We start from the raw sequence: 20,345 nt of genomic DNA on the forward strand, positions 1-20,345 counted from the left end.
CACAGGCGCATGATTTTCTGGCTCGGCACAGGACACCGCCGTCCGTCCCGGTCCGAGGGGGTCTGCCCACCCATGTCCAATTGGCCTCGCACTCTGGCCACTTCGGATGAGCTGAGCCTGATCCGCACCGGCCTTCCCCTCACCCGGGAGGACCCCGACGACTGTCCGGCCCATCTGGCGGTCAGGGCCCGGCCCTGGTTGACCGCGGCGTACTCGATGCCGTCCTACGAGCCCTTCCTCACCTTCGCGCTCAAGCCCCTGATGACCGCGCTCGACCGCATCGAGTTCGACGGGTGCACTGCCCAGGAGGCCGTGGCCCAACTGCGCCGCACCCGGGGGGCCTTCGGGAAGGGCCGCCCCGCGCACGACGGCCTGATCGAGTGGACGGCGCAGGCCCTCACCCGTTATCTGGACCGCTGGGAGGCACGGCAGCGCACACGTGGCGCGCACCAGCCCCCCATGCGACCGGTGGCAGAGGAGTGGGTGGTGCGCAATCCGCTGCCCCGGCACGCCGGATGCGACGCACGCGGGGCATGGATCTACGAGCGCACTGCCTGGGGGCGACGGTACGCCTCCGCCGACGGCTCGGTACGTGAGTTATGGCTGCTCTCCTTCGGAACGGCGAAAAAAGATCGACCCGTTTCCGAGGTGGGGGCCGCCGCCCTCGTCACGGCGTTCGGGGAGCCCTGCCGTTCCGGCTATGACCGGGCACGTGGTCGCACCGAGCCCTACACCCCGGTCGTTCCGTTCGAGGCGATGCCCGAGCCGGAGCGGATACGCGTCGTCGACTTCGGCTGTGGTGACGGTGGGGCCGAAATAACGATGGACTGCACCCCCGCGGAAGCCCGGCGCGCGTTCGACCGGGACACGGCCCCCGTGCTGGGGCGGGTGGTCGACGGGGCCGAGCGCCGGCCGGGCCGTAGCTGCGCCGAGTGCCCGGGAGCGGGCCGCTGCTCCGCGCTGCCCGGCCCCGCAAGCGGGACGGCGCACGGAGGGAACGACCAGCAAAAGGCGGCACCGGTACCCGCGGGTCTGATCGGTCTGCCGCGCTCCGGTCCCGTCCGCAAACGGCGCAGCCTGTCCGCCAGCGATCTGCGGGCCTACGCCGACTGCCCGGCCAAATACCATCTGACCAGGGAACTCAAGCTGCGTTCCCTCCGGCCGGAGAACGAGGCCATCCGCCGCGGACGGGCGGTGGACTCACTCCTCAACATCCGGCACGAACTCCGGCGGCCGCGCGGCTGCCGCGGTCTTCCCGCACCCGACGCCGCGGTCTGGGCAGGGCTCCCGGAGGACGCCGCCCGCGCGGCCGGGGCCATGGTGGAGCAGCACGCGACCCTCTGCCCGCTGGACCGGCTCGGCCCCGAGGAGAGGGTCCGGGTGCAGCCGCAGGTCACCGCCTACGATCCCCTGCTCGACATCGTCCTCATCGCGCGGCCGGATCTGCTCCACACCCGTCGCGGTGGATGGGTCTGGCGGGAGACGAAGACCCGGGGAGGACGGCTGTACGAGGGCGGCTCGGTGCTGAAGGCCGAACCCCAGCTCGCGCTGGCCGTTCTGCTCATGCGCACCGGAGAACTGGCCGACGGCGATCGGCGCCGCTCCCGCATCGAGCTGGAGCTTCTCCGCACGGAGACAAGTAATCGGCTGGAAATCGACCCCTGGCAGCCCGAGGTGTACACCGAAGCTCTGGCGGTCGTCCGCGCGATGGCCGAACCGTGGTCGCGGGACACGGTGTACCGGACGGCCCCGACACGACACTGCCACGGCTGCGAGGCCCTCGACTGGTGCCGTGAGGGACGCGCCCACCTGGCGGCGGAGACCGCCGCGACCCCGCAGGCTTCCCAGGAGGCGCGCCCATGACCATGGAGGACCCCGACGACTGGGAGACCTGTCAGGGCGTGGCCCTGCTCCGGATGCTGGCCGGTGCCGTCGTCGCCCTGGAGGATGTCACCGGTCTCGACTCCTTCCGGCTCCCCTACCCCTCCGACGCCCAGCGGGCTTTGGACCACACGGCGCTCGCCTGTCTGCGGCGGCGCGCCGAACCTCCGCGCTCCATTCCCGAGCTGCTCGAATGGTGCCGCAACCGCCCGCTGACGGACTGGCCGGTGGACCTGCCAGCCGATGCGGTCGCCCCCGAGGACCGGTTCCTGGACGAGGAGTCCGGGCTGCCCACGGAGCTGACCCGCGAGTGGTGGGTGCAGCCCGGCGACACCCCGGCCCGGCTGCACCACCGGGATGTCGTGCGCTGGGCGCTGCGCACCTGTCGGCAGCACGGGCCCGAGCCCTACGCCGCCTTCCGCAGGCTCCTGGTCAGGCAACCGGTGCTCACCCACACCGAGTGGTTCTCCGTGATCACCGATCCGCTCCTGACGGATGTGCGGGAACTGCTCGGCAGCATCTATCAGGAGGTGCCCCCCGGTCTTGTGCGACCGGGCCGGGGCTGCGCCGAGTGCCTGCACTGCGGCATGCTGCTGACGCCGGTGGGCGAGGCCGACTGGTGGTGCGAACGCGACTCCTGCCGCAGCCTGGGCCCGGAGCCGGAGATCGGCCGGATCATCGGGCCGGAGCAGTGCAACGGTCTCGTCCAGCTCGACCGTCCGCTGCGGCAGTTCGTCAGCCGGCCCGGCCGGACCGCGCTGGATCTGGAGGCGGGACTCACCCGGCTGGGGGCCACCGTGAGGATGTGGCCCCTCACCGACGCGTACCCGATGTGGGTCGGTTTCCCCGACGGCCATGTCTGGGCCCTCGACATCAAGGACTGGGCACACCCCGGTCTCCTGGGCCGCACCGCCGCCACGGTCCGCGCGGACCCACCGTACGACGAGGCGTTCTGGGTGGTGCCCGGATACCGCGTCACGGCCCGGCCGGACTATCTCGCGGTCTTCCATCGCCACCGGCCCCCCGGGGCCGGCGGACTGACCCTGCTGCCGGAGGACGAGGTGCTGCGCCGCGCCGAACTGCGTCTGCGGGCGGCGAACGGGCTCCCGGAGGGGGCGGACGACAGCGGAGAGGGCACCGCCGATGCGTGACCACGACACCTGGCACAAGGACATCACCCGCAACCTCATCGGCTGGGACGAGGTGCTGATCGACCAGCCCCATGTCAAACCCGTCCAACTGGCCCAGATCGAGCTCGCCCTGCGGCTGCTGCAACGGCTCGACCCCCGGCGCCCGGCCCGTGACGCCTGGGTGCTGCTCGGCGGCTATCCCTTCGCCCGTGCGGGCGGGATCACGATCGGGCCGCGGGAGGAGACCATGCTCGCGGCGGCCCGGCACCGGCTGTGGAGGCTGCGCCGCCACCGGGTGTGGGAGCAGTATCTGGAGATCTACCGACAGCTGCCGAAGCGGCTGCGGGGCTACCGGATCGAGGAGGGGACCGGTGCCTTCCGACAGGTCGTACCGGCCGTCGCGCCGTGGCGCTTCGAGAAATACGACGCCGCGCTGGAGGAGATTCCCGGCTTCTCGGTGCACAGGCTGACACTCGCCCCGGCCGGGCGCAGCGTTCTCGTCGACCGCGGCAGCGCGACAACGGTGACCATCCCCGCCGAGCTGATCGGAGAGCGGGCCCCCGGTCATGCCCTGACCGACGCCACGGGACGGTATCGGGGCCCCCTGACCATTCCCCGGGAGCAGCTCGCCGCCACCGCCCGCTGGATGGACGAACGCATCGACGGGAACTGGCTGGAACGGTGGGACAACCTGGAGCTGGCCGTCCGCGACAAGGACGGTTTCCGCGAGGGGGCCGATCTGCGGCTGGACAGTCTGCTCCATCTGGTCGGCATGGTGGGCGCGGGCAAGTCCACCCTGATGATCCTCATCGCGGTCTGGGCCGCCACCCGGGGGGAGCCGGAGGGTTCACAGGCCCTCAGGACCACTCTGGTGGTCGGTGATGTCGCGGAACAGCTCCGGCTGCTCGACACCTTCCGGTCCCTCGGGCTGCGGGCCGTACCGGTGCTCGGTCCGACCACCCGGGAGACGCATGTGCAGCGGCTGCACCGCAGGCTCGCCTCCCAGGGGGAACACCACCTCCTGCGGCACGACGCCACCGGCTTCGACGACCTGAGCACCGTGTGTGTCGTGGACGCCCTCCGCGACGGGTCGGCGGAACCCCTGCGCTACGCGGAGGGACCGTGCTCCGGGCTCCATCCCCTGGGCCCGGAGGCCGAGCAGGGCGACGGGCACGGTGCAGGCGGGGCCGACGGGAGGACCGGACCGCAGGAGGACGCCCCTCCCTCGTACCGCAGGAAGGCCCGGAACGAGCGCCGTGCCACTGCCGCGGAGGGACAGCGGCCCGAAAGCGCGCTCCGGAGGGAGGCACACGGCTGCCCGCTGTGGAGCGCCTGTCCCCGGCACGGCGCCGCCCGGGAGCAGGTGGAGGCCGAGATCTGGATCGCCAACCCCTGGAGTCTGGTCTCGACCTCCGTGTCCGCCCATCTCAACACGGAGCGGCTGCGGCAGCTCGAACTCGCCTGTCTGCGCTCCGACATCGTCGTCGTGGACGAGGCGGACCAGGTCCAGATGACCTTCGACCGGATCTTCGCCCCGTCGGCGACCCTGGTCACCCAGGGCCTGTCGGACTCCTGGCTGGACCAGGTCCAGACGAAGAAGATCGACGAACTGGCCCAGCAGGGGAGGCTTCAGCTCACCGATCGCGACATCGCGGGCTGGGACGCCGCCCTGAGCACCGTCGTCGACACCACCAACCGGATCTACGCCCTTCTGATCGCGGACCCCGGCCTGCGCGCCTGGGTGGACATCGACTACTTCAACACCTGGACCCTCCAGGAGAAACTGCTGTCCGAGTGGTTTCCGACCGCGCGGGCCGCCGACGATCCGGACGGCACCCCCGACGAGCGGCTGCTGTACGAGGACGACGCTCCGGCGGACGACGGGGAGGACGACGAGGCGTTCCCGCGTTTCCTGCCCGGCGAGGAGCCCTGGGCGGAGCGGCGCGACGAGGTGCGGTCCCTCCTCGACCGGGTACGGGACGACCCGCTGGGGAACGACGGCAGCTACGGGGGCGATGCCCGGCTGCTGCTGGAGTGTGTGAACGACCTGCTGCACGGTCTGAACGACAAGCAGGTGCACGAGCGGGTCCTGGAGCTGCTGGACCGGCTGCTCCAGGGGTCGCCCTGTCTCGACGGGCGGGTCCCGCCCCCGCGGCCCCGTGCCCCCGCCGACCCGCCGAAGCCCGCCGACCTCCCGGGCTCGGCGGAGTGGCACCGGCGTGCGGCGCGCAGGCTGTCGTTCACGCTGCTCCTCTACGCGCTGGAGCGCCGGCTGGACCGGCTGACCCGGCTGTGGCCCCAGGTCGAGGCGGCACTGCACCTGGACGCCACGGGAAACGAGCTCTCCCGCAAGCCCCCGCTGGACTACGCGCCCCTCATCCCCGAGTCGCCCATGGGCAATGTGCTGGGCTTCCAGTACCTCGTGGACACGTTCGACCATGCCCCCGACAAGGACGAACCGCTCAGCGGGACGCTGCGGTTCTTCCGCTGCGCGGGCATCGGACGCGAACTCCTGCTGGGGCTCCCCCGGCTCGGCAACGGCGGTGGACCGCCGCGCCCGGACGGACCGCGCGTTCTGCTGATGTCCGGCACCAGCTGGGCCGGAACCTCCACCCGGGCCCATGTGCTCGCCCCGGTCGGCGCGATCCTCAAACCGAACAAGGAGGCCCAGGCCGCCATCCGGCGGACGGTCTTCCGGACCGGCTTCCTCTACGAACCGGAAAGCTCCGGGAAGGCGCTCAGCCTCTCCGGCAAGCGGCTGGAGGACCGGCCCGCGGCACTGGCCCAGATGGTCCGGAGGCTCGCGGACAGCGGCAGACCCGGGCTGGTCAGCCCGCTGGAGGAAGAACTGAAGCAGATCACCGACCCGCAGCGGAACCGGGCGCTGCTGCTGGTCGGCAGCTACCGGGACGCGGCGGCGGTGGCCGAGCAGCTCCACGCCATGAAGCGGTGGCGCGGCCGGGTGCGGGTGCTGACCGCCGACGACGCCGAGCTGGACGAGCCACCCCCGGCGGCTGCCGAGGACGGCACCACGGTCACCTCCGTGCGCCGCGGTGATCTCGCCTCCTTCGCGCAGGACCCGGAGGCACAGTTGCTGGTGGCCCCCCTGCTGGCGGTGGAGCGCGGTCACAACATCCTGAACAGGGCGGGCAAGGCCGCCTTCGGAACCGTGTTCTTCCTGGCCCGCCCGCACCCCCGCGCGGACGACCTGTATCTGTCGGTGTACGCGATCAACGACTGGGCCTGCCGCTTCGTCCGGGACCGCCCCGATGTCCACGGCGGCACCTTCACCCGGCTCGTGGCGGAAGCCGCAGGGCTGGACGAGGCCGGGCAGGAGTTCCGGCGCAGGGCCCGGGCCGAGTGGCGCCGCCTGGTCTCCCGCCGCTATGTCTACTCCCGGCTGGAGGAGCACGAGAAGGTCTCCTTCGCCTGGGACCAGTTGGTGACCCTGTGGCAGGTGATCGGTCGTCTGGTCCGGGGCGGGGTGCCCGCACGCGTGGTCTTCGTCGACGCGGCCTTCGCTCCCGCCCTCGCCGACGAGCAGGCCGAACGCACCGCTCGGCAGAACCGGTCCGCCACCGGGCAGAACGAGCCCGCGCCCCGGCGAGCCCGGCGCAAACCGGGTGAACCAGGGTTGCTGCCACGGCTGCGCCTGGTGCTGGAGCCGTACTTCACCGAGCGCACCGGCACCGAGGCGGAGCTGGTGCGCACCTTGTACGAGCCCCTGTACGAGGCCCTGGCCTCGATCCGGACCGATCCGCCGCCCCGCCCCTGACCCCCGTACCCGCCCACGGCCGAAACCACCGGCCGTGCGGACCCGTCCCGAGGAGACGCCATGGGTTTCCAGTACGCCCGCATAGAACGCTCCGCCGTCCGTCCCGTGCCGGAGGCGGGCCCGCTGACGGTCCGTTACCGTGCCATGGAACGGCCCGAGCGCTGGCACGGGGCCCTGCTCGACCTGGTGAACGCCGGACTCGCCGACGGGGCGACCCCGTGGCGTACCGTCCCCACCTGGCGGCTGGAGGGCTCCCTCGACGCTCTCTGCCCGGAGCTCTGCACGCTGCCCCGGCCCACCGGCAAGGAGCCCACCGGACTGGAGCACGACTACTGGTTCCTCGTCCCCCAGGACATTCCCGACCCCCTGCCGCCCGCGGCCCTGGCGGGCATGCTCCATCTGTGGACGGCGACCCTCCCGAGGGCACCCGCCCCGCAACGGGTCGCCGACACCTTGCGGGAGCTGCGGAAGGACCCGCCCGTCTGGCACCGGACAGAGGTCGACCTGCTCGGCTGTCCCGTCGGCGAGGGGGGCACCGCCCTCCCCCGGCCGTACCAGTACCGGCTGACCACGGACTGGCTCGCGCGGCAGATCGAGCAACTGCCGCCGTACGAATCGGGCACGGGGCCGCTGCACTTCCACGCCGTGCCCCGGGGCCGTGCCGACCGGGGGGCGGAACTGATGTCACAGCCCCTGCGGCACGAGGACAAGGGAAAGGTGTGGTGGTGGTCGGTGGTGATCCGGCTGGCGCTGCACACCGTTCCCTTCGACCCGCTGCCCCGGGTCCATCTCTCCTTCGGGGTACGGCGCTGGGTGACCCATCCGTCGCGGAAGACGGGCAGGCTGTACCTTCCGCCCGGGCAGCGCACCTCCGTCTATCTCCGCTGCCCCGTGCCCTGGCTCCCGGGTGCCCCGCACACCGGCCGCCACACGGTCGCCCGGCTGGAGTGGTCCAGGAGCAGGGGCACCCACGTCTGGCACGAGAACGACCCCGCCGGACTGCTCCGGCCGCTCGCGCTGAACCAGCAGTCGCCGCTGCCCACGCCGGAGGAGCTGCTCACCGACCCGCTCGCGTATCTGGGTGAGGGAGCGGGGGTGCGCGCCGCTGTCGTGCACCGTGCCGCCATGGGGACCCACGGGGTGGAACGCGGCTTCATGTCCCATCAGCGCTCCCAGCTCTTCGCCTGGGCGTGCCAGGCGCTCCCGCCGCAGCTCCGCCCCCTGCCCGCGCTGGACCGGAGCACCATCGGCGATCACCTTCCGCTCAACCCCCGGCCCAAGCCGAAGAGCCCCGGTGAGGCACGCGTGGTGGAGGAGCGGCGGCTCGCGCTCGCCTCCGCACTGCGCTTCCTGGCCGATGAGGGCTACGGGGACGACCCGGCGGACAGCGCGGGGCCTCCGGTGTTCACGGCGCGGCTGGTGTGGACGACTGCCCGGATGCGGCAGGAGGCCGTCGACGCGCTGACCGTCCTGCTCGGCCTCAAGGGGGGCGGTGGGGCCCCGGGCGCCGCCGACCGCTCCGGCTCCGAACCGCCGGCCGTCACCGCCGACCGCGACGCCGAGGCCGGATACGACACCGCCGTCCCGGGCAACGCCACCGTCCTGGAGTGGCAGACACCGGAACTGACGGTCCGGCTGCGCTGTCTCCCGTCGGGAGGGCTGGGGGACGGTCTCACCCTGGACAGCGGCCGTACCGCGGCGGAATCCTTCGTCAACGGCGTCCTCGACCGCAGGCGCGCCGTCGCACGGTGGCTCGCGGACGACGGGGCCCTGCCGGACCGTCCGTCTCTCGCCCTCGTCGAGGTCGACCAGGGCGTCTTCACTCCGGAGCACGCCGACCCCAAGTACGCCCTGCGACTCGGCGGCGCGGACGCCGGGGTGGTGACCCAGTTCGTGCGGGTCCCCCGCAAGGGCCGTGAGAAGAGCGGCGCGGCGTACAACACCGAGAAGGACGCGGCGCACCGTGCCCGCATGGGCTGGCTCGACGGGTTCCGGCAGCTCGGAGTGCGGGTGTTGCCCGAGCATTCGCTCGGCGAGCGGCTGCCGCCGGGACTGCGGTACGCCGCCGTCTGGGCGGTGAAGCGCCGCCGTGACGGACCGACCCGTACCGGTCTGACCCATCCGCTGCCGGTGGCGCTGCTCATGACTCCCGAGGGAGACGGCAGCGGACGGGCGCGGGTGCACGGCTGGGACCTGGAGAAGGCCGACTGGGTGCCCTATCCGGCCATGCTGGCCCGGCTCACCCGCAGCGCGGCGCTGGACTGTCTGCGGGAGCTCGCCCGGTCCGTCCCCGGGGCCGGGCGGGAGACGGGGCCCGGGGGGACGGGGCCCGGGGAGGAAGCCGCCGCGGCGGAGGCCGACGTCCACGCCCCGGACAGCGGTACGGACGCCCCAGGGCCGAGGGAGAACGGCGGCGGACCCCGCGGGGCCTGGCTCCGCGAGGAGCAGCGCAGAGCGGTGGAGGGCTTTCTCCAGCACGTGCTCCCGACGCTGTGCTCCGCTCCGACGGTGCTGTTCGCCCATGCCCAGAATCTGCGTTCGCTGTGGACCTGGCTCCAGGACGGCCGGGTCCGCCGTGATCTGCTCAGGTCCGGTCAGGCCCCGGCCTCGGGGCTCGACCCCGATCTGCGGCTGGTACGCATCCGTGACGAGGGCGGCGACGCGCGGGAGACCCCTTCGTGGTGGGGGATCGAGAACCCCAACGGGGTCAACGGGCTCGGGGCCGGTCTGTGGGGTCCCGACCCGGTGGCGGTCCCCGAGGACGGTGACGCACGGGTCTTCTACAGCACCACGGAGAAGGCTTCGCAGTTCACGGGGAGCGCCGTCCAGGCGGACAAGCTCGCTCCGCGCCCCCTCTCCCAGGGGCCGCGGAAGGGCGAGCTGACCCTCGACACCGGGGTGCCCGCCTGGAATCCTCATCTGTCCGAGATCACTGTGCTCGGGTGCCATCGTGAGGACGGCGACGAGCCCGCCGCCTACGCTCTGCTCGCGCACCAGCTGCGGCAGGCGGCGGACTACCAGGACGCGCTCGCCAAGCCGCTCCCCCTCCATCTCGCGGAGAGGGCCGAGGAGTACGTTCTGCCTCTGCCGCCCCGGTCCGGGCCGGACACCGCCGACAGCACCGGGAGCGCTTGACATGGCCGGGGCCGGGGCCGGGCAGCTCCGGCCCCGGATCCGTCACGGCCTGTGCCGCTCCCGTTCCACCGCCGCATCGGGGTCGTGCTCGCCCAGCCCCCTCAACAGGAAACGGGCCTTCTCCACCGCCGCCGATGCTTCGTGGGGCCGGTTCGCCCCGTTCAGCGCCTCACCGAGCCAGACCAGCGCCCGCACCTCCCGGCTCCGGTAAGCCAGTGTCCGGTAGAGGCCGTGGGAGTGCCGGAAGTCCTCGACTGCGGCCTCGTACTCCTCCCGGGCCACCCTGATCCGCCCCAGGCTGAACAGCGCGTACGCCCGGCCGTTGAGATCATCCGTGCGGTCCAGCACCGCGAGCGAACGGAGGCAGTACTCAAGAGCCTCGTCATAACGCCCGAGGTCGTAGTGGACGTTACCGACCCCGTTCAGGGCGGCTCCCCGCCCCAACGGGTCGCCCAACTGCTCGAAGGCGGCCAGCGCTCCGGCGAAGTTCTGGTGGGCCTCGACGGTCGCACCGCTCCCCCGCAGCACGACGCCGAGGGCGTGCCGGCCCAGCGCCGCGCCGGAGGTGTCGCCGTCCTCCTCGCTCACCCGCACCGCGCTCCGCAGCGCGCGGACGGCCAGTGCCGGATTCTGCAGTCCCTGATGGGTTCCGGCGAGCATCCGGTAGATCATGCCCACGTCCGCGGTGTCGGCCACCCGCTCCGCGGCCGTCAAGGCGGGTGTCAGCAGGTCGAGTGCGTCCAGATAACGGTGGGTGCGCCACTGGAAGGTCACCAGTGTCATCGGGAGCAGCCAGGTGTAGCGGTCGAGTCCGTGCTCCCGCGCCAGTCCCACCGCGGCCACGAGTGTGGGGTACTCGGTCTCGAACCAGCGCATCGCGTTCGGCGCGCTGCCCGGCGTGACCACCTCGACCCCCTGCGGTTCGCCGATGGGGAGCCTCCGGTCCGGGTCGAGGACGCGGTCGCAGGCCCGGGCGTTGTGCAGCAGGAAGTACAGCACCCGTTCCACGACCGCGGCGCGCTCGGCCTCGCTCCGCCGGTTCGCCAGCCCGCCCGCGTAGAGACGGATCACGTCGTGCAGGAAGTAGCGGTCCTCCTCCATCTCGGCCACCAGGTTCATCCCGGTCAGGCTGTCGAGTGCCTCACTGAGCCCGCTCCTGTTGTCCGGTTCGAGTGATCGCACGGCCTGCCAGCTGAATGTCGGCCCCGGGTGGACCGCGAGCTGCCAGAGAAGCCGTGCGGCGGGCGCCGGCAACTGCCGGTGGGAGAGTTCGAGGGAGAGTCTGACGCTCTCGCTCTGCGAGGCGAGATCCAGGGAGCGCAGCCGGGTGTTCTCCTGCCGCAGCTCGCGCACGATGCCCGCGACGTCCCGGGCCGGGTGGTGCGCGATCCGCGCGGCCACGACGCACAGGGCGAGGGGCAGACCGCCGCAGTGGTCGACCAGGTCGGGGAGGAACGGCAGAGCCGTACGGGTACGGTCCTCGCCGAGTCTGATCCGCAGCAGTTCGGCGGACTCCCCGTCGTCCAGCGGAAGAAGGTCGACCAGACCTGCCGATTCCCGGACACCCAGCCCGTGCAGTTTCCGACGGCTGGTGATGATCGCCGCACTGGCCCCGGGCGCGGGGAGCAGGGGACGTACATGGTCCTCGTCCCGGGCGTTGTCCAGGACCAGCAGCACCGCGCGGTTCGCGAGCGCGTTCCGGTACGCGGAGGCCATGCCGTCATCCGTGGGTGTCGCCGGGGAGACGCCCAGGTCGTTCAGGATTCTGACCAGAATGCGCGCATGGGGCTCCGGTTCCCCCGGGGAGTACCCATGGAGATCGACATAGAGGACGCCGTCCGGGAAGTGCCGCATGACCAGTTCGGCCGTCCGCACGGCGAGAAAGGTCTTGCCCACCCCCGGCATTCCTCCGACCGCGGCCACCCTGGTCTCACGGGTCAGCCCCAGGACGATCTCCCTGAGCTGTTCGAGTTCGGCCCGGCGGCCGATCAGCACCCCTGGCTGTGCGGGGAGTTGACGGTGCTTCGCAGGAAACGGAGCAGGTGCGGAGCTGACCGTGACCCGGTCCGGGCCCTCGGCCGTCGTCCGGGAGAGGAGCAGATGAGTGGCGGACCGGCCGGTCCCGCGTTCCCAGCGGGTGAGCAGCGGACCGATCCGGTCGTCCCGGCCGAGTCCGCGCAGGGCACGTACGTTGAGCGCGAGCAGCGGCTCGCTCTCCGGCCACTGCTCCAGTGCCTGGGCAGCGCGCTCGTACGCTCGCTCTGTCTCCCCGCAGTCGAGTTCGGCGAGCACACAGGCGGCCGTGGCTTCCCGCAGCGTCTCGCTGATTTCTTCCCTTTTCCGTTGAAAGCCCTCGCCGGGCAGACCCTCCAGGGGTGTTCCCCGTACTTCTCCGAGGGCGGACCGGAGGGCCTTGAGCCGTTCCGCCGCACTCTTCGCAGCGTCCGCCGCGCGCAGGGATTCCTGGAAGCGGATGCAGTCCACGCTCTGCGGAACCACCTGGATCTGGCAGTAGCCGCGTTCGTTGCGCTGGAAGATCCCGGGCACAGACTGCCTTAATTGGTGGAAGCATTGACGAATTCGATTGGAGTTCGATTCCTCGCCGGGCCACAGGCAGTGCGCGACGATGGAATGCGGAGCACGATGACCGGGCGCCAGGAGCAGCACGGCCAGCAGGTGAAGGGGCTTGGAGGCCACCGGAACCGGAAGGCCCGATTGAAGTACCGCCACCGGACCCAGCACACGAAATTCCATGCCGATCAGCTCCTTGCCGTTCATTGCGGCGGTACGCCGCGGCCCTCGATGTCGATGACAACGACAGACCATGCCAGAGAGTGGCGGAGAGCCAATAACGTTCAACTAACGTTTCCTGTTTGGCAATTCACGGGCGATCTGCCAATCTTCCAACACCTCCCCCACTGATCCAGCCGGCCGCCGGACCCGCCGAGGCATCCTCCCGGACCGGCGGGAAGCGATCCCGGCGACAGCGGATCGCACGGCCGGACATCGGGGCGGGCATCAAGGATTCACCCACTCATAAGGAGCGGTCCATGGCGACCACACAGCATCAGCGCACCCAGCAGGCCCCCCGCCGGTCGGCGACGGGGCCCCGGCCCGAGGCGACCATGCCGCCCCGTCGGCGGCGCACGCTCCGGCCGACGCCGCGGCCGGCAACGGACCAGCCCCACAACCGCACCTGGAAGCCGGTCCGGCCGACGGCCCAGCGAATCCACGAGGCCGCGCTGCTGGCCGAGTTCGAGTAGCAGGGCAGGGGGCGGCGACAGGGCACCGCACCAAGGGAAGCCGAGCACGGGCGGGCCGGGAGAGATCCCGGCCCGCCCGTGGCGTTTCGGATGACCAGACGTCCCTCCCCCGCGCCCTGCTCCTCCCCCGGCACCTCAGGCACACACTCTCCCGTTCGCCCCATGTTTCACAGAAGACATCACAATCGCGAACAATAAACGTTTGAAAAACACTCGCCGTGTCAGAAAAATTCGGTCGGCGTCCGTGGCCGGCCACGGAGGACGAGGCCGGTCACCGGGGAAGTCGGCCGAGGGGGATACCGGGACAATCCCCGGGGTTCGAGGGTGCGCCGTGTGGCCGTTCTCACGGGGTGGCCGAGGTCACCCGGCCCTGGCGCGTCCCCGGGTACGGGCATCGATAAACGCTTCCCCTGCCCCGGTGACACGTCCCGCCTCGCCGGGCCCCGCTGTCCGCATGCCGGAAGTTCCGTTGCCACCAGCGGTTCTTCCCTCCGGCCAGAGGGGCCGTCCGGGCGTCAAGAGGGCGATTGGCCCCGCCGGTGGAGGAGTCGCATGAAACAGCCATACCGGGCCCTCCTCCCCGTACTGACTCAAAGAAATCAGCCGGGCTCCGAGGCCGGTCAATACTTCTGCTGCCCGGTCGACGACCTGCTCCGCGTCGGCCGTCCCGCCGGAACATCGCGGTCATCGGAGATTCCCCCGAGGAAGGTGATGACCGCTGTGCCGGACGAGACGGCTGAAGCTCTGGAGGGTCGGCAGACCAGGGGTGCCTTTGCGCAAGAGAACGGCGAGCCATCGGCCGTTCGAAGGAGTGAGCGCGGCAGTGAAGCGCGGCGGACCAGGGGGCCCGGCCCGGCCGGAGAGCCCGGTCCGACGCGCTGTCCCCACGAAGAAAGCACCGCAGGAAACCCAAGAGGAGAGTTCCCCATGAACGCGTCGGACATGTCCTCCGTGCCCGTGGCGCAGGACCCCGAGTGGACCGGCATCCGGACCCTCGGGCACGCCAACCGCTTCGCCACCTGGGACAGTGAGTTCCGCTACGACGGCCGCATCCGGGTGCCGATGGGCGTGAAGATCAAGGCGATCCGCTACTCCTACTACGGCAACGGCCAGGCGACCATGGACACGGTCGAGTGCAAGCGCGGCCAGAGCGGTATCGACCAGCAGTACGAGGTCATCGATCTCGCCTTCCTCGACGACTCCGACCTCATCACCTTCACCCTGCGCGGCGATCTCAACGTCGACGCCGACCCGCGCCCGGCGTACAGCCGTACGTACCGGATACTCGTCGAGGCCGTTCTCGACGACGGCACCGTCCGCTCCGCGTCCCCGGAGGTCGAGGTGCTGGCCGGGGCCTGGACCCAGGCGGACCCGCAGATGGTGGGCCGCCCGTTCGTCCGGCTGCCCTGGGACAACAACTGGGGCGGCTCGCCCAACAGCCAGGCGGGCTTCGGCTATGTGTCCGACAACGGACTCATCCCCGGTGACAAGTTCATCGTCGACCTGGTCAATCTGCGTCAGGGCGTGCAGGGGGTGGCGAGCAACCACAGCGACCATGTGTACTACCAGCTCGTTCGCGAGGACGGCACGCCCTCGCGCGCCACCCCGGCCCCGCAGAAACTGTCCGTCCCGGGGCACCAGGACAGCGGTACCGGCCGCAAGGTGACCCTGCCCCCGCTCAATCTGCGGCAGCTCGGTGACCGGACGGGCTACTACCGCTTCCTGGTCTGGCCCGGGTCCACCACCGAGCCCGGCGGAACGGCGAGCGCCCTCGGCTGGGACCCGGCCAAGCCCGAGGACGCCTTCCAGATCGGCAGTGTCTACTACCGCTACCACGCGGGGCAGGACGGGGGCACCGGGCAGAGCGCCTATATCTGGGCCGAGGACAGGACCGCGGTCGCGGGACAGACGAAGTGGGTCTACCCGGCGTTCGTCGTCAGCAACACCGGTCAGTCCACCATCGGCACGGTGCCGATCGTCTTCACCGCCCCCGAGGGGCTGCACTTCCTGGAGGAGTCGGTCACCTTCACCCGCTGGTCGGCCCCGGACACCGAGATCAAGGCCGCGGGCTCGCTCTCGGCCGACAGGCGCACCCTGACCTGCCCCGCCGTTCCGCTGAACCTGGCCACCGGCAAGGACCCCTGGGTGTCGGTCTACCCGGCCGTGGGGGTCGAGCAGACGGCCACGGGCAGCTTGCAGGTCGGTATCGCGATCGGTGAGCCCGCCTTCGCCACGGCCCACGCCACGATCGTCGTGACGCCCGCGGGCTGACGGGCCCCGGCCCCGGACGCTCCGGGTGACAGGGGGTGTGGCACCCCGGTGACACCCCGGTGCCACACCCCCGCCCCGCCACGGGCACCCGCCGCAGGCACTCAGCACACGCATCCACCACCGCGACAACGGTTCCAGGAGTGCACTCTCATGCGATGGCCGCGCATCATCCGCCGGGACCACCGGCCCCCGCTCCCCGAACGGCCGGACACCACCGACGCCGAGACCGGCACCGGCCCCGGCCCCGGCCCCGAGACCGGCACCAGCCCCGACACCGACACCGACCGCCACGGGACCGCGCCCCGGATCGTGGCGCTGATCCCCGCCCACAACGAGGCCGAACGCATCGCCGCCTCCCTCGCGGCCCTGCGCCGCCAGCAGTGCCCGCCGCACCGCGTGGTCGTCGTCGCCGACAACTGCACCGACGACACCCCCGGGATCGCCCGCGCGAACGGCGCCGCCGTCTTCGCCTCCCGGGCCAACCGGCACAAGAAGGCGGGCGCCCTCAACCAGGCCCTCGACGCCGTGCTGCACGAACTGGCGGCCGACGACCTCGTCCTCGTCCAGGACGCCGACACCGTCCTCGCGCCCTCCTTCGTCGCCAGTGCCATCGGCGCGATGGACCGCACGGTCGGGGCCGTCGGCGGCATCTTCTACGGGGAGCGCGGCGGCGGGCTGCTCGGAGTCCTCCAGCGGATGGAGTTCCAGCGCTACGCCCGGGAGATCACCCGCCGCGGCCACCGCGCCGACGTCCTCACCGGCACCGCGACCCTCTTCCGGGCCCGCACCCTGCGGGAGGTCAAGGCCGCCCGGAACGCGGGCCGGATCGGCGGCGGCTCCTCGTACTACTCGCTCGCCTCCCTCACCGAGGACGACGAGATCACCAAGGCGGTGCGCACCCTCGGCTACCGCACCGTCTCGCCGCCGGGCTGCGCGGTGGTGACCGAGGTGATGACGAGCCTGCCCAAGCTCTGGCACCAGCGGCTGCGCTGGCAGCGCGGCGCGCTGGAGAACCTGCGGGACTACGGCTGGACCCCGGTCACCGCGCCGTACATCATCCGGCAGGGCTTCATGGGCATGTCCGTTCTCTTCCTCGCCCTCTACTTCGTCTTCACCGGCTGGATGCTGGCCCGGGGGCGCCCGGAGTTCCGGCCCTTCTGGACGGCCGTGGGTCTGGTCTTCGTCGCCGAGAAGGTCGTCACCGCCCGGGGCGCGGGCTGGCGGGCGCAGCTCCTCGCGGGCACCCTCGCCGTGGAGCTGGCCTACGACCTGTTCCAGCACGCCGTCTATGTCCGTTCCCTGTGGGACATGGCACGGCGCCGCGAGGAACGCTGGTGCGCCACATGATGTACGGAGCGCTCCCGGCCATCGGCGCGTTCGGCGCGGGCGGCGCCGGGGTCCTGCTGTCCAGGAGGTCGGACTCCGGCTTCCAGGCCCTCGCGGGGGTCGTCGCCGTCACCACCTTGATCATGGCGGGCACCTCGGTCGCCAAACTCCTCCCGCCGCGCCGCGGGCGCGGTCCGGACGTCGCCTGGCGGCAGCCCCGTCCCCACCATGCCGTCCCCGAGCGGACCGCCTGGGTGGCGGTCCCGTAACCCTCCCCGCACCACGACGGATCGGAGAACACTCCCATGAGCGACGCAGTGATCCAGGAGAACCAGGAGAACCAGGACGTACGGAACGCGGACCTGCCGAACGCGGGCGTACCCGGCGGGGACCTGCCCGGCGAGGGCGCGCCCGGCGGGGGCGTCGTCGCCGCCGCGCCGGAGCAGCCGCAGGACTCCTTCAGCCTCACCCTGAGTCTCGCCGCCGCCCCCCGGGCGGTCGACATGACCGTGATCGCCACCGGCTTCAACGTGCCCACGGGCGTCTACCGGCGGCAGGAGGCGCTCTGGGTCGCCGAGTACGGCAACGGCGGCAACCTCTACCGGGTCGACGAGGCGACGGGGAGCAGGACCCGGCTGGCGCAGAACCTCGGGGGCGTGGAGTACCTGGACCGGGGCGTCTTCCTCGACAGCGGCAAGGACGCGCTGTTCACGGCCGTGTACACCAGTGGAACCCTGTACGAGGTGACGGCCGAGACCGGGAGCGCCTACCGGGTCCCCGCCGCGTCCCTGGGCGCCGCCCAGGGCTCGATCATCATCGCCCGCAGCACCTACGCCGTCGTCCAGGAGGACGGCGGGGGCGTCCTGTGGAAGGTCACCAGGGAGGGTGCCGCCACCCGGATCGCGGGCGGCCTCGGCAGGCCGCAGGACGTCTCCTGCGTCAGCTACGGGACCGACGAGCTGTATGTGACCGATGAGGACAACAGCGGACGTCTGTTGCGCGTCAGCGTGTCCTCCGGCGCGGTCACCACCGTCGCCGACGGCCTCGGCTCCACCGGCGGGCTCTGCTGCACACCGGGGAACGAGGCGTTCGTCGTGGAGAAGACCGCCTCGGGCGGTATCTGGCGGATCGACCTCGCCACCGGACGCAGGGCGAAGGTCGTCTCCGGGATCGGCAACCTGCACGACATCCATGTCTCGGGACACGACGTGTATGTCACCGACACGGACAACGGCGGCCGGGTGCTGCGGCTCAACCGGCTCGCCCTGCCCGAGCCCGACGCCATCGTCCTCGTCGGCGGCGACGGGCAGCGGCAGCACACCGGCGGGGAGTTCGGCGCGCTCTCCGTCCAGGTGACCCGGGGCGGGGAGGCGGCGGCCGGGCGGCGGGTGACCTTCGAGATCGTCGACACCGACGGCACCGGCACGGACTTCGCCGGTGGCTCCCCCGCCGTGCTGACCTCGGACGCGTACGGCAAGGCGACCACCGGTCCGGCGCTGGTGGCGGGCACCCGACCGGGCATGGTCCGGGTACGGGCCACCGCCGGTGGCAGCTCGGTGACCTTCCTGCTCACCGTCCGGGAGGCGTCCCTGCCCACCGATGTCACCGTCGGTCAGGGCCACCCGGCCGCCGCCCGGCCCGGCACGCAGTGGATCTATCCCGCGCTCCGGCTCCGCAATGTCGACCGGCACCCCCTCGGCACCGAGCCGCTGGTGATCACGGCCCCGCCCGGGCTGCGCTTCCTGGAGGACTCGGTGGCCTTCACCCGCCAGGCCGACGAACCCGCCGAGCACCTCGCCACCGGCGAACGCGGCACCGATCTGCGCACCCTGACCCTGTGGGACGTCCCGTTCGACACCGCACCCGGCGCCTGGGTCCTGATCTACCCCGCCATGGAGATCGACCCGGACGCGGAGCCCGGCGTCCTGCCGGTGGAGTTCGCGATCGGCGGCCCCGTGATCGTCCGGGGCCAGGTCGGCGTCACGGTCACCGGCTGACACCCGCGCAGAGTCCCGCCCCCGTACCCCGCGTCCCCGTCGCCTCCCCCGGCGGCGGGGACGCGGCGTCGGACAGCCGGACGCGGACGGCGGCGGGGCAGGCCGCGCCGGCCGGGTTCCTCCGGCGCCGGGTCCCCGGCACCGGAGGCGGCGTGCCTCGCGGTTCTCGGCCCGCCGCCCCATGCTGGAAGCAAGGCCGCGTACGGTTCCGCGCCCCGGAGGTGGTTCGCCGTGCCGTTCCCTGTCACCGTCGGTGTCGACGGATCTCCGCAGAGTCTCGCCGCCGCCGACTGGGGCGCCCAGGAGGCGGAGCTGCGCGGTCTGCCCCTGCGCGTCATCAACGTCTGGCCGAAGCCCTTCCCCCTGCCCGAGGCGCCGGAGGCGCGGCAGGCCTTGGAGCACTGGGGGCAGCGCGTTCCGAGGGAGACCGAGGCCCGTCTCCGGAGCGGCCACCCCGCGCTGGAGCTCACCGTCGAACAGATCGACGGGGAACCCGAGCCGGTGCTGTCGGCCGCCGCGAAGGAGTCCACGCTTCTGGTGCTGGGGTCCCAGGGGCTGAGCGGTACCGCCGGATATCTGGTGGGCTCCACGGGACATCTGCTCCTGGGGGAGCTGAAGGAGCCTCCCCTGGTCTTCGTCCGCTCCCCGGGGAAGGGGCAGCGGGCGCCCGCCCCGGACGGTCCCGTCGTGGTGGGCGTCGCGAAGGGGGCCGATGAACCGCTGGAGTTCGCCTTCGAGGCCGCGGCCCGCCACGACTGCCCGCTGCGGGCCGTCCACGTCTGGCGCTCGCCCGGCTACTTCGGCTTCGGTCTGGTCGCCGGCGACTCCCTGACCGGTGACCACGCGCAGCGCGAGGCCGCCGCCCTGACCGAGGCGCTGCGGCCGTGGCGCGAGCGGTACCGGACGGTGGAGGTGGTCGAGGACTCCGCCCCCGGCCGCCCCGTCGATCTGCTGACGGACGCGGCACAGGGAGCGTCCCTGCTCGTGGTGGGACACCGGTCCCGGCACTTCCCGCTGGGAGCCCGCGCCGGGTCGGTGACCTATGGGGTGCTGCACCACGTCCCCGTGCCGGTCGCCGTGGTGCCGCACCGCTGAATCGGGCGTGTCCAACGGTGTGAGTCGGCCATGTCCACCCCACTGACCTGCGGAGACGAAGAAATGCGGCGCACTGCGGCGGTGACCTTGGGGTGCCCGTGCCCGGGAACCTACAGTGGAGATGGGCGCGGGATACCGGTCGCCCGCCGCCGGGGCACCCCGGACGGCGGGCGAGCATGCCCCGCCGACCCGTGGAGGCGGACCTGTTCCGGTCCGCGGGGAGACGGACGTGTCCGGGGCCCGTCCCGCGCCGGGAACAGGTGATGACCATGACGGACGACGACTTCTACCGACGGGACCGGCCCGAGAACGCCAGCCTGCCGGAGGACCGGCCACGCGGCGGCCAGGGCGGAGCACCCCTGCGGCGTCCCACCCTCGCCGTGACGGTCCTGCTCATCATCGCGATCATCGTGGTGGTCGCCCTCGGAATCATGCTCTTCCCGTAGCGGCGGTACCGACGGGCCGGAAACCG

12 protein-coding genes are annotated in these 20,345 nt (G+C 72.1%); 11 read left to right on the forward strand and 1 reads right to left on the reverse strand.

Going from position 1 to position 20,345, the window contains the following annotated elements; all coding sequences use genetic code 11:
- The first annotated feature begins 72 nt into the window (after window positions 1–72).
- Genes CRV15_RS01220 through CRV15_RS01235 form a run of 4 tightly spaced genes read left to right on the forward strand, consistent with a single transcriptional unit; the run spans window position 73 to window position 9,921 of the window.
- A complete protein-coding gene (locus CRV15_RS01220) occupies window positions 73–1,863 on the forward strand; it encodes a PD-(D/E)XK nuclease family protein (RefSeq protein ID WP_003956329.1) in 1,791 nt (596 codons plus the stop codon).
- The gene (locus CRV15_RS01225) at window positions 1,860–3,032 is read left to right on the forward strand and encodes a pPIWI_RE_Y domain-containing protein (RefSeq protein WP_003956328.1); all 1,173 of its coding nucleotides are present in this window, start codon (window positions 1,860–1,862) and stop codon (window positions 3,030–3,032) included. Before CRV15_RS01220 ends, CRV15_RS01225 begins: the two co-directional genes overlap by 4 nt.
- Complete coding sequence (locus CRV15_RS01230; RefSeq protein ID WP_003962666.1) at window positions 3,025–6,786, forward strand: pPIWI_RE_Z domain-containing protein; 3,762 nt, start codon at window positions 3,025–3,027, stop codon at window positions 6,784–6,786. Before CRV15_RS01225 ends, CRV15_RS01230 begins: the two co-directional genes overlap by 8 nt.
- Before the next feature lie 60 nt (window positions 6,787–6,846).
- Window positions 6,847–9,921 (forward strand): pPIWI_RE module domain-containing protein, encoded by a 3,075-nt coding sequence (locus tag CRV15_RS01235; protein WP_003956326.1) that lies wholly within the window; start codon window positions 6,847–6,849, stop codon window positions 9,919–9,921.
- 42 nt (window positions 9,922–9,963) lie between these two features.
- On the opposite strand, the gene CRV15_RS01240 is transcribed toward CRV15_RS01235, so the two are convergent.
- Window positions 9,964–12,675, reverse strand: a complete 2,712-nt coding sequence (locus tag CRV15_RS01240; RefSeq protein WP_230864191.1) for an AfsR/SARP family transcriptional regulator — start codon at window positions 12,673–12,675, stop codon at window positions 9,964–9,966.
- Window positions 12,676–12,971: 296 nt separating this feature from the next.
- On the opposite strand from CRV15_RS01240, the gene CRV15_RS01245 reads away from it, so the two are divergent.
- The 7 genes from CRV15_RS01245 to CRV15_RS35790 all read left to right on the forward strand — a co-directional run bounded on the left by CRV15_RS01245 (window position 12,972) and on the right by CRV15_RS35790 (window position 20,319).
- On the forward strand, window positions 12,972–13,184 hold the full coding sequence (locus tag CRV15_RS01245; protein WP_009998111.1) for a hypothetical protein: 213 nt from the start codon (window positions 12,972–12,974) through the stop codon (window positions 13,182–13,184).
- Window positions 13,185–14,111: 927 nt separating this feature from the next.
- The gene (locus CRV15_RS01255) at window positions 14,112–15,455 is read left to right on the forward strand and encodes a hypothetical protein (RefSeq protein ID WP_003962663.1); all 1,344 of its coding nucleotides are present in this window, start codon (window positions 14,112–14,114) and stop codon (window positions 15,453–15,455) included.
- Between the two features lie 150 nt (window positions 15,456–15,605).
- Window positions 15,606–16,802: a glycosyltransferase family 2 protein gene (locus CRV15_RS01260; RefSeq protein ID WP_003962662.1), complete on the forward strand. Its 1,197-nt coding sequence runs from the start codon at window positions 15,606–15,608 to the stop codon at window positions 16,800–16,802.
- Window positions 16,799–17,050 (forward strand): hypothetical protein, encoded by a 252-nt coding sequence (locus CRV15_RS01265; RefSeq protein ID WP_003962661.1) that lies wholly within the window; start codon window positions 16,799–16,801, stop codon window positions 17,048–17,050. Before CRV15_RS01260 ends, CRV15_RS01265 begins: the two co-directional genes overlap by 4 nt.
- A 36-nt stretch (window positions 17,051–17,086) precedes the next feature.
- Window positions 17,087–18,778 carry an NHL repeat-containing protein gene (locus CRV15_RS01270; RefSeq protein WP_003962660.1) on the forward strand — a complete coding sequence of 564 codons (1,692 nt, stop codon included), beginning with the start codon at window positions 17,087–17,089 and terminating at the stop codon, window positions 18,776–18,778.
- Between the two features lie 231 nt (window positions 18,779–19,009).
- Complete coding sequence (locus tag CRV15_RS01275) at window positions 19,010–19,873, forward strand: universal stress protein (RefSeq protein WP_003962659.1); 864 nt, start codon at window positions 19,010–19,012, stop codon at window positions 19,871–19,873.
- 269 nt (window positions 19,874–20,142) lie between these two features.
- Window positions 20,143–20,319: a hypothetical protein gene (locus CRV15_RS35790; protein WP_157849188.1), complete on the forward strand. Its 177-nt coding sequence runs from the start codon at window positions 20,143–20,145 to the stop codon at window positions 20,317–20,319.
- The last annotated feature ends 26 nt before the right edge of the window (window positions 20,320–20,345 follow it).

The organism is Streptomyces clavuligerus, from assembly GCF_005519465.1.
GTDB classification, from domain to species: Bacteria; Actinomycetota; Actinomycetes; order Streptomycetales; family Streptomycetaceae; genus Streptomyces; species Streptomyces clavuligerus.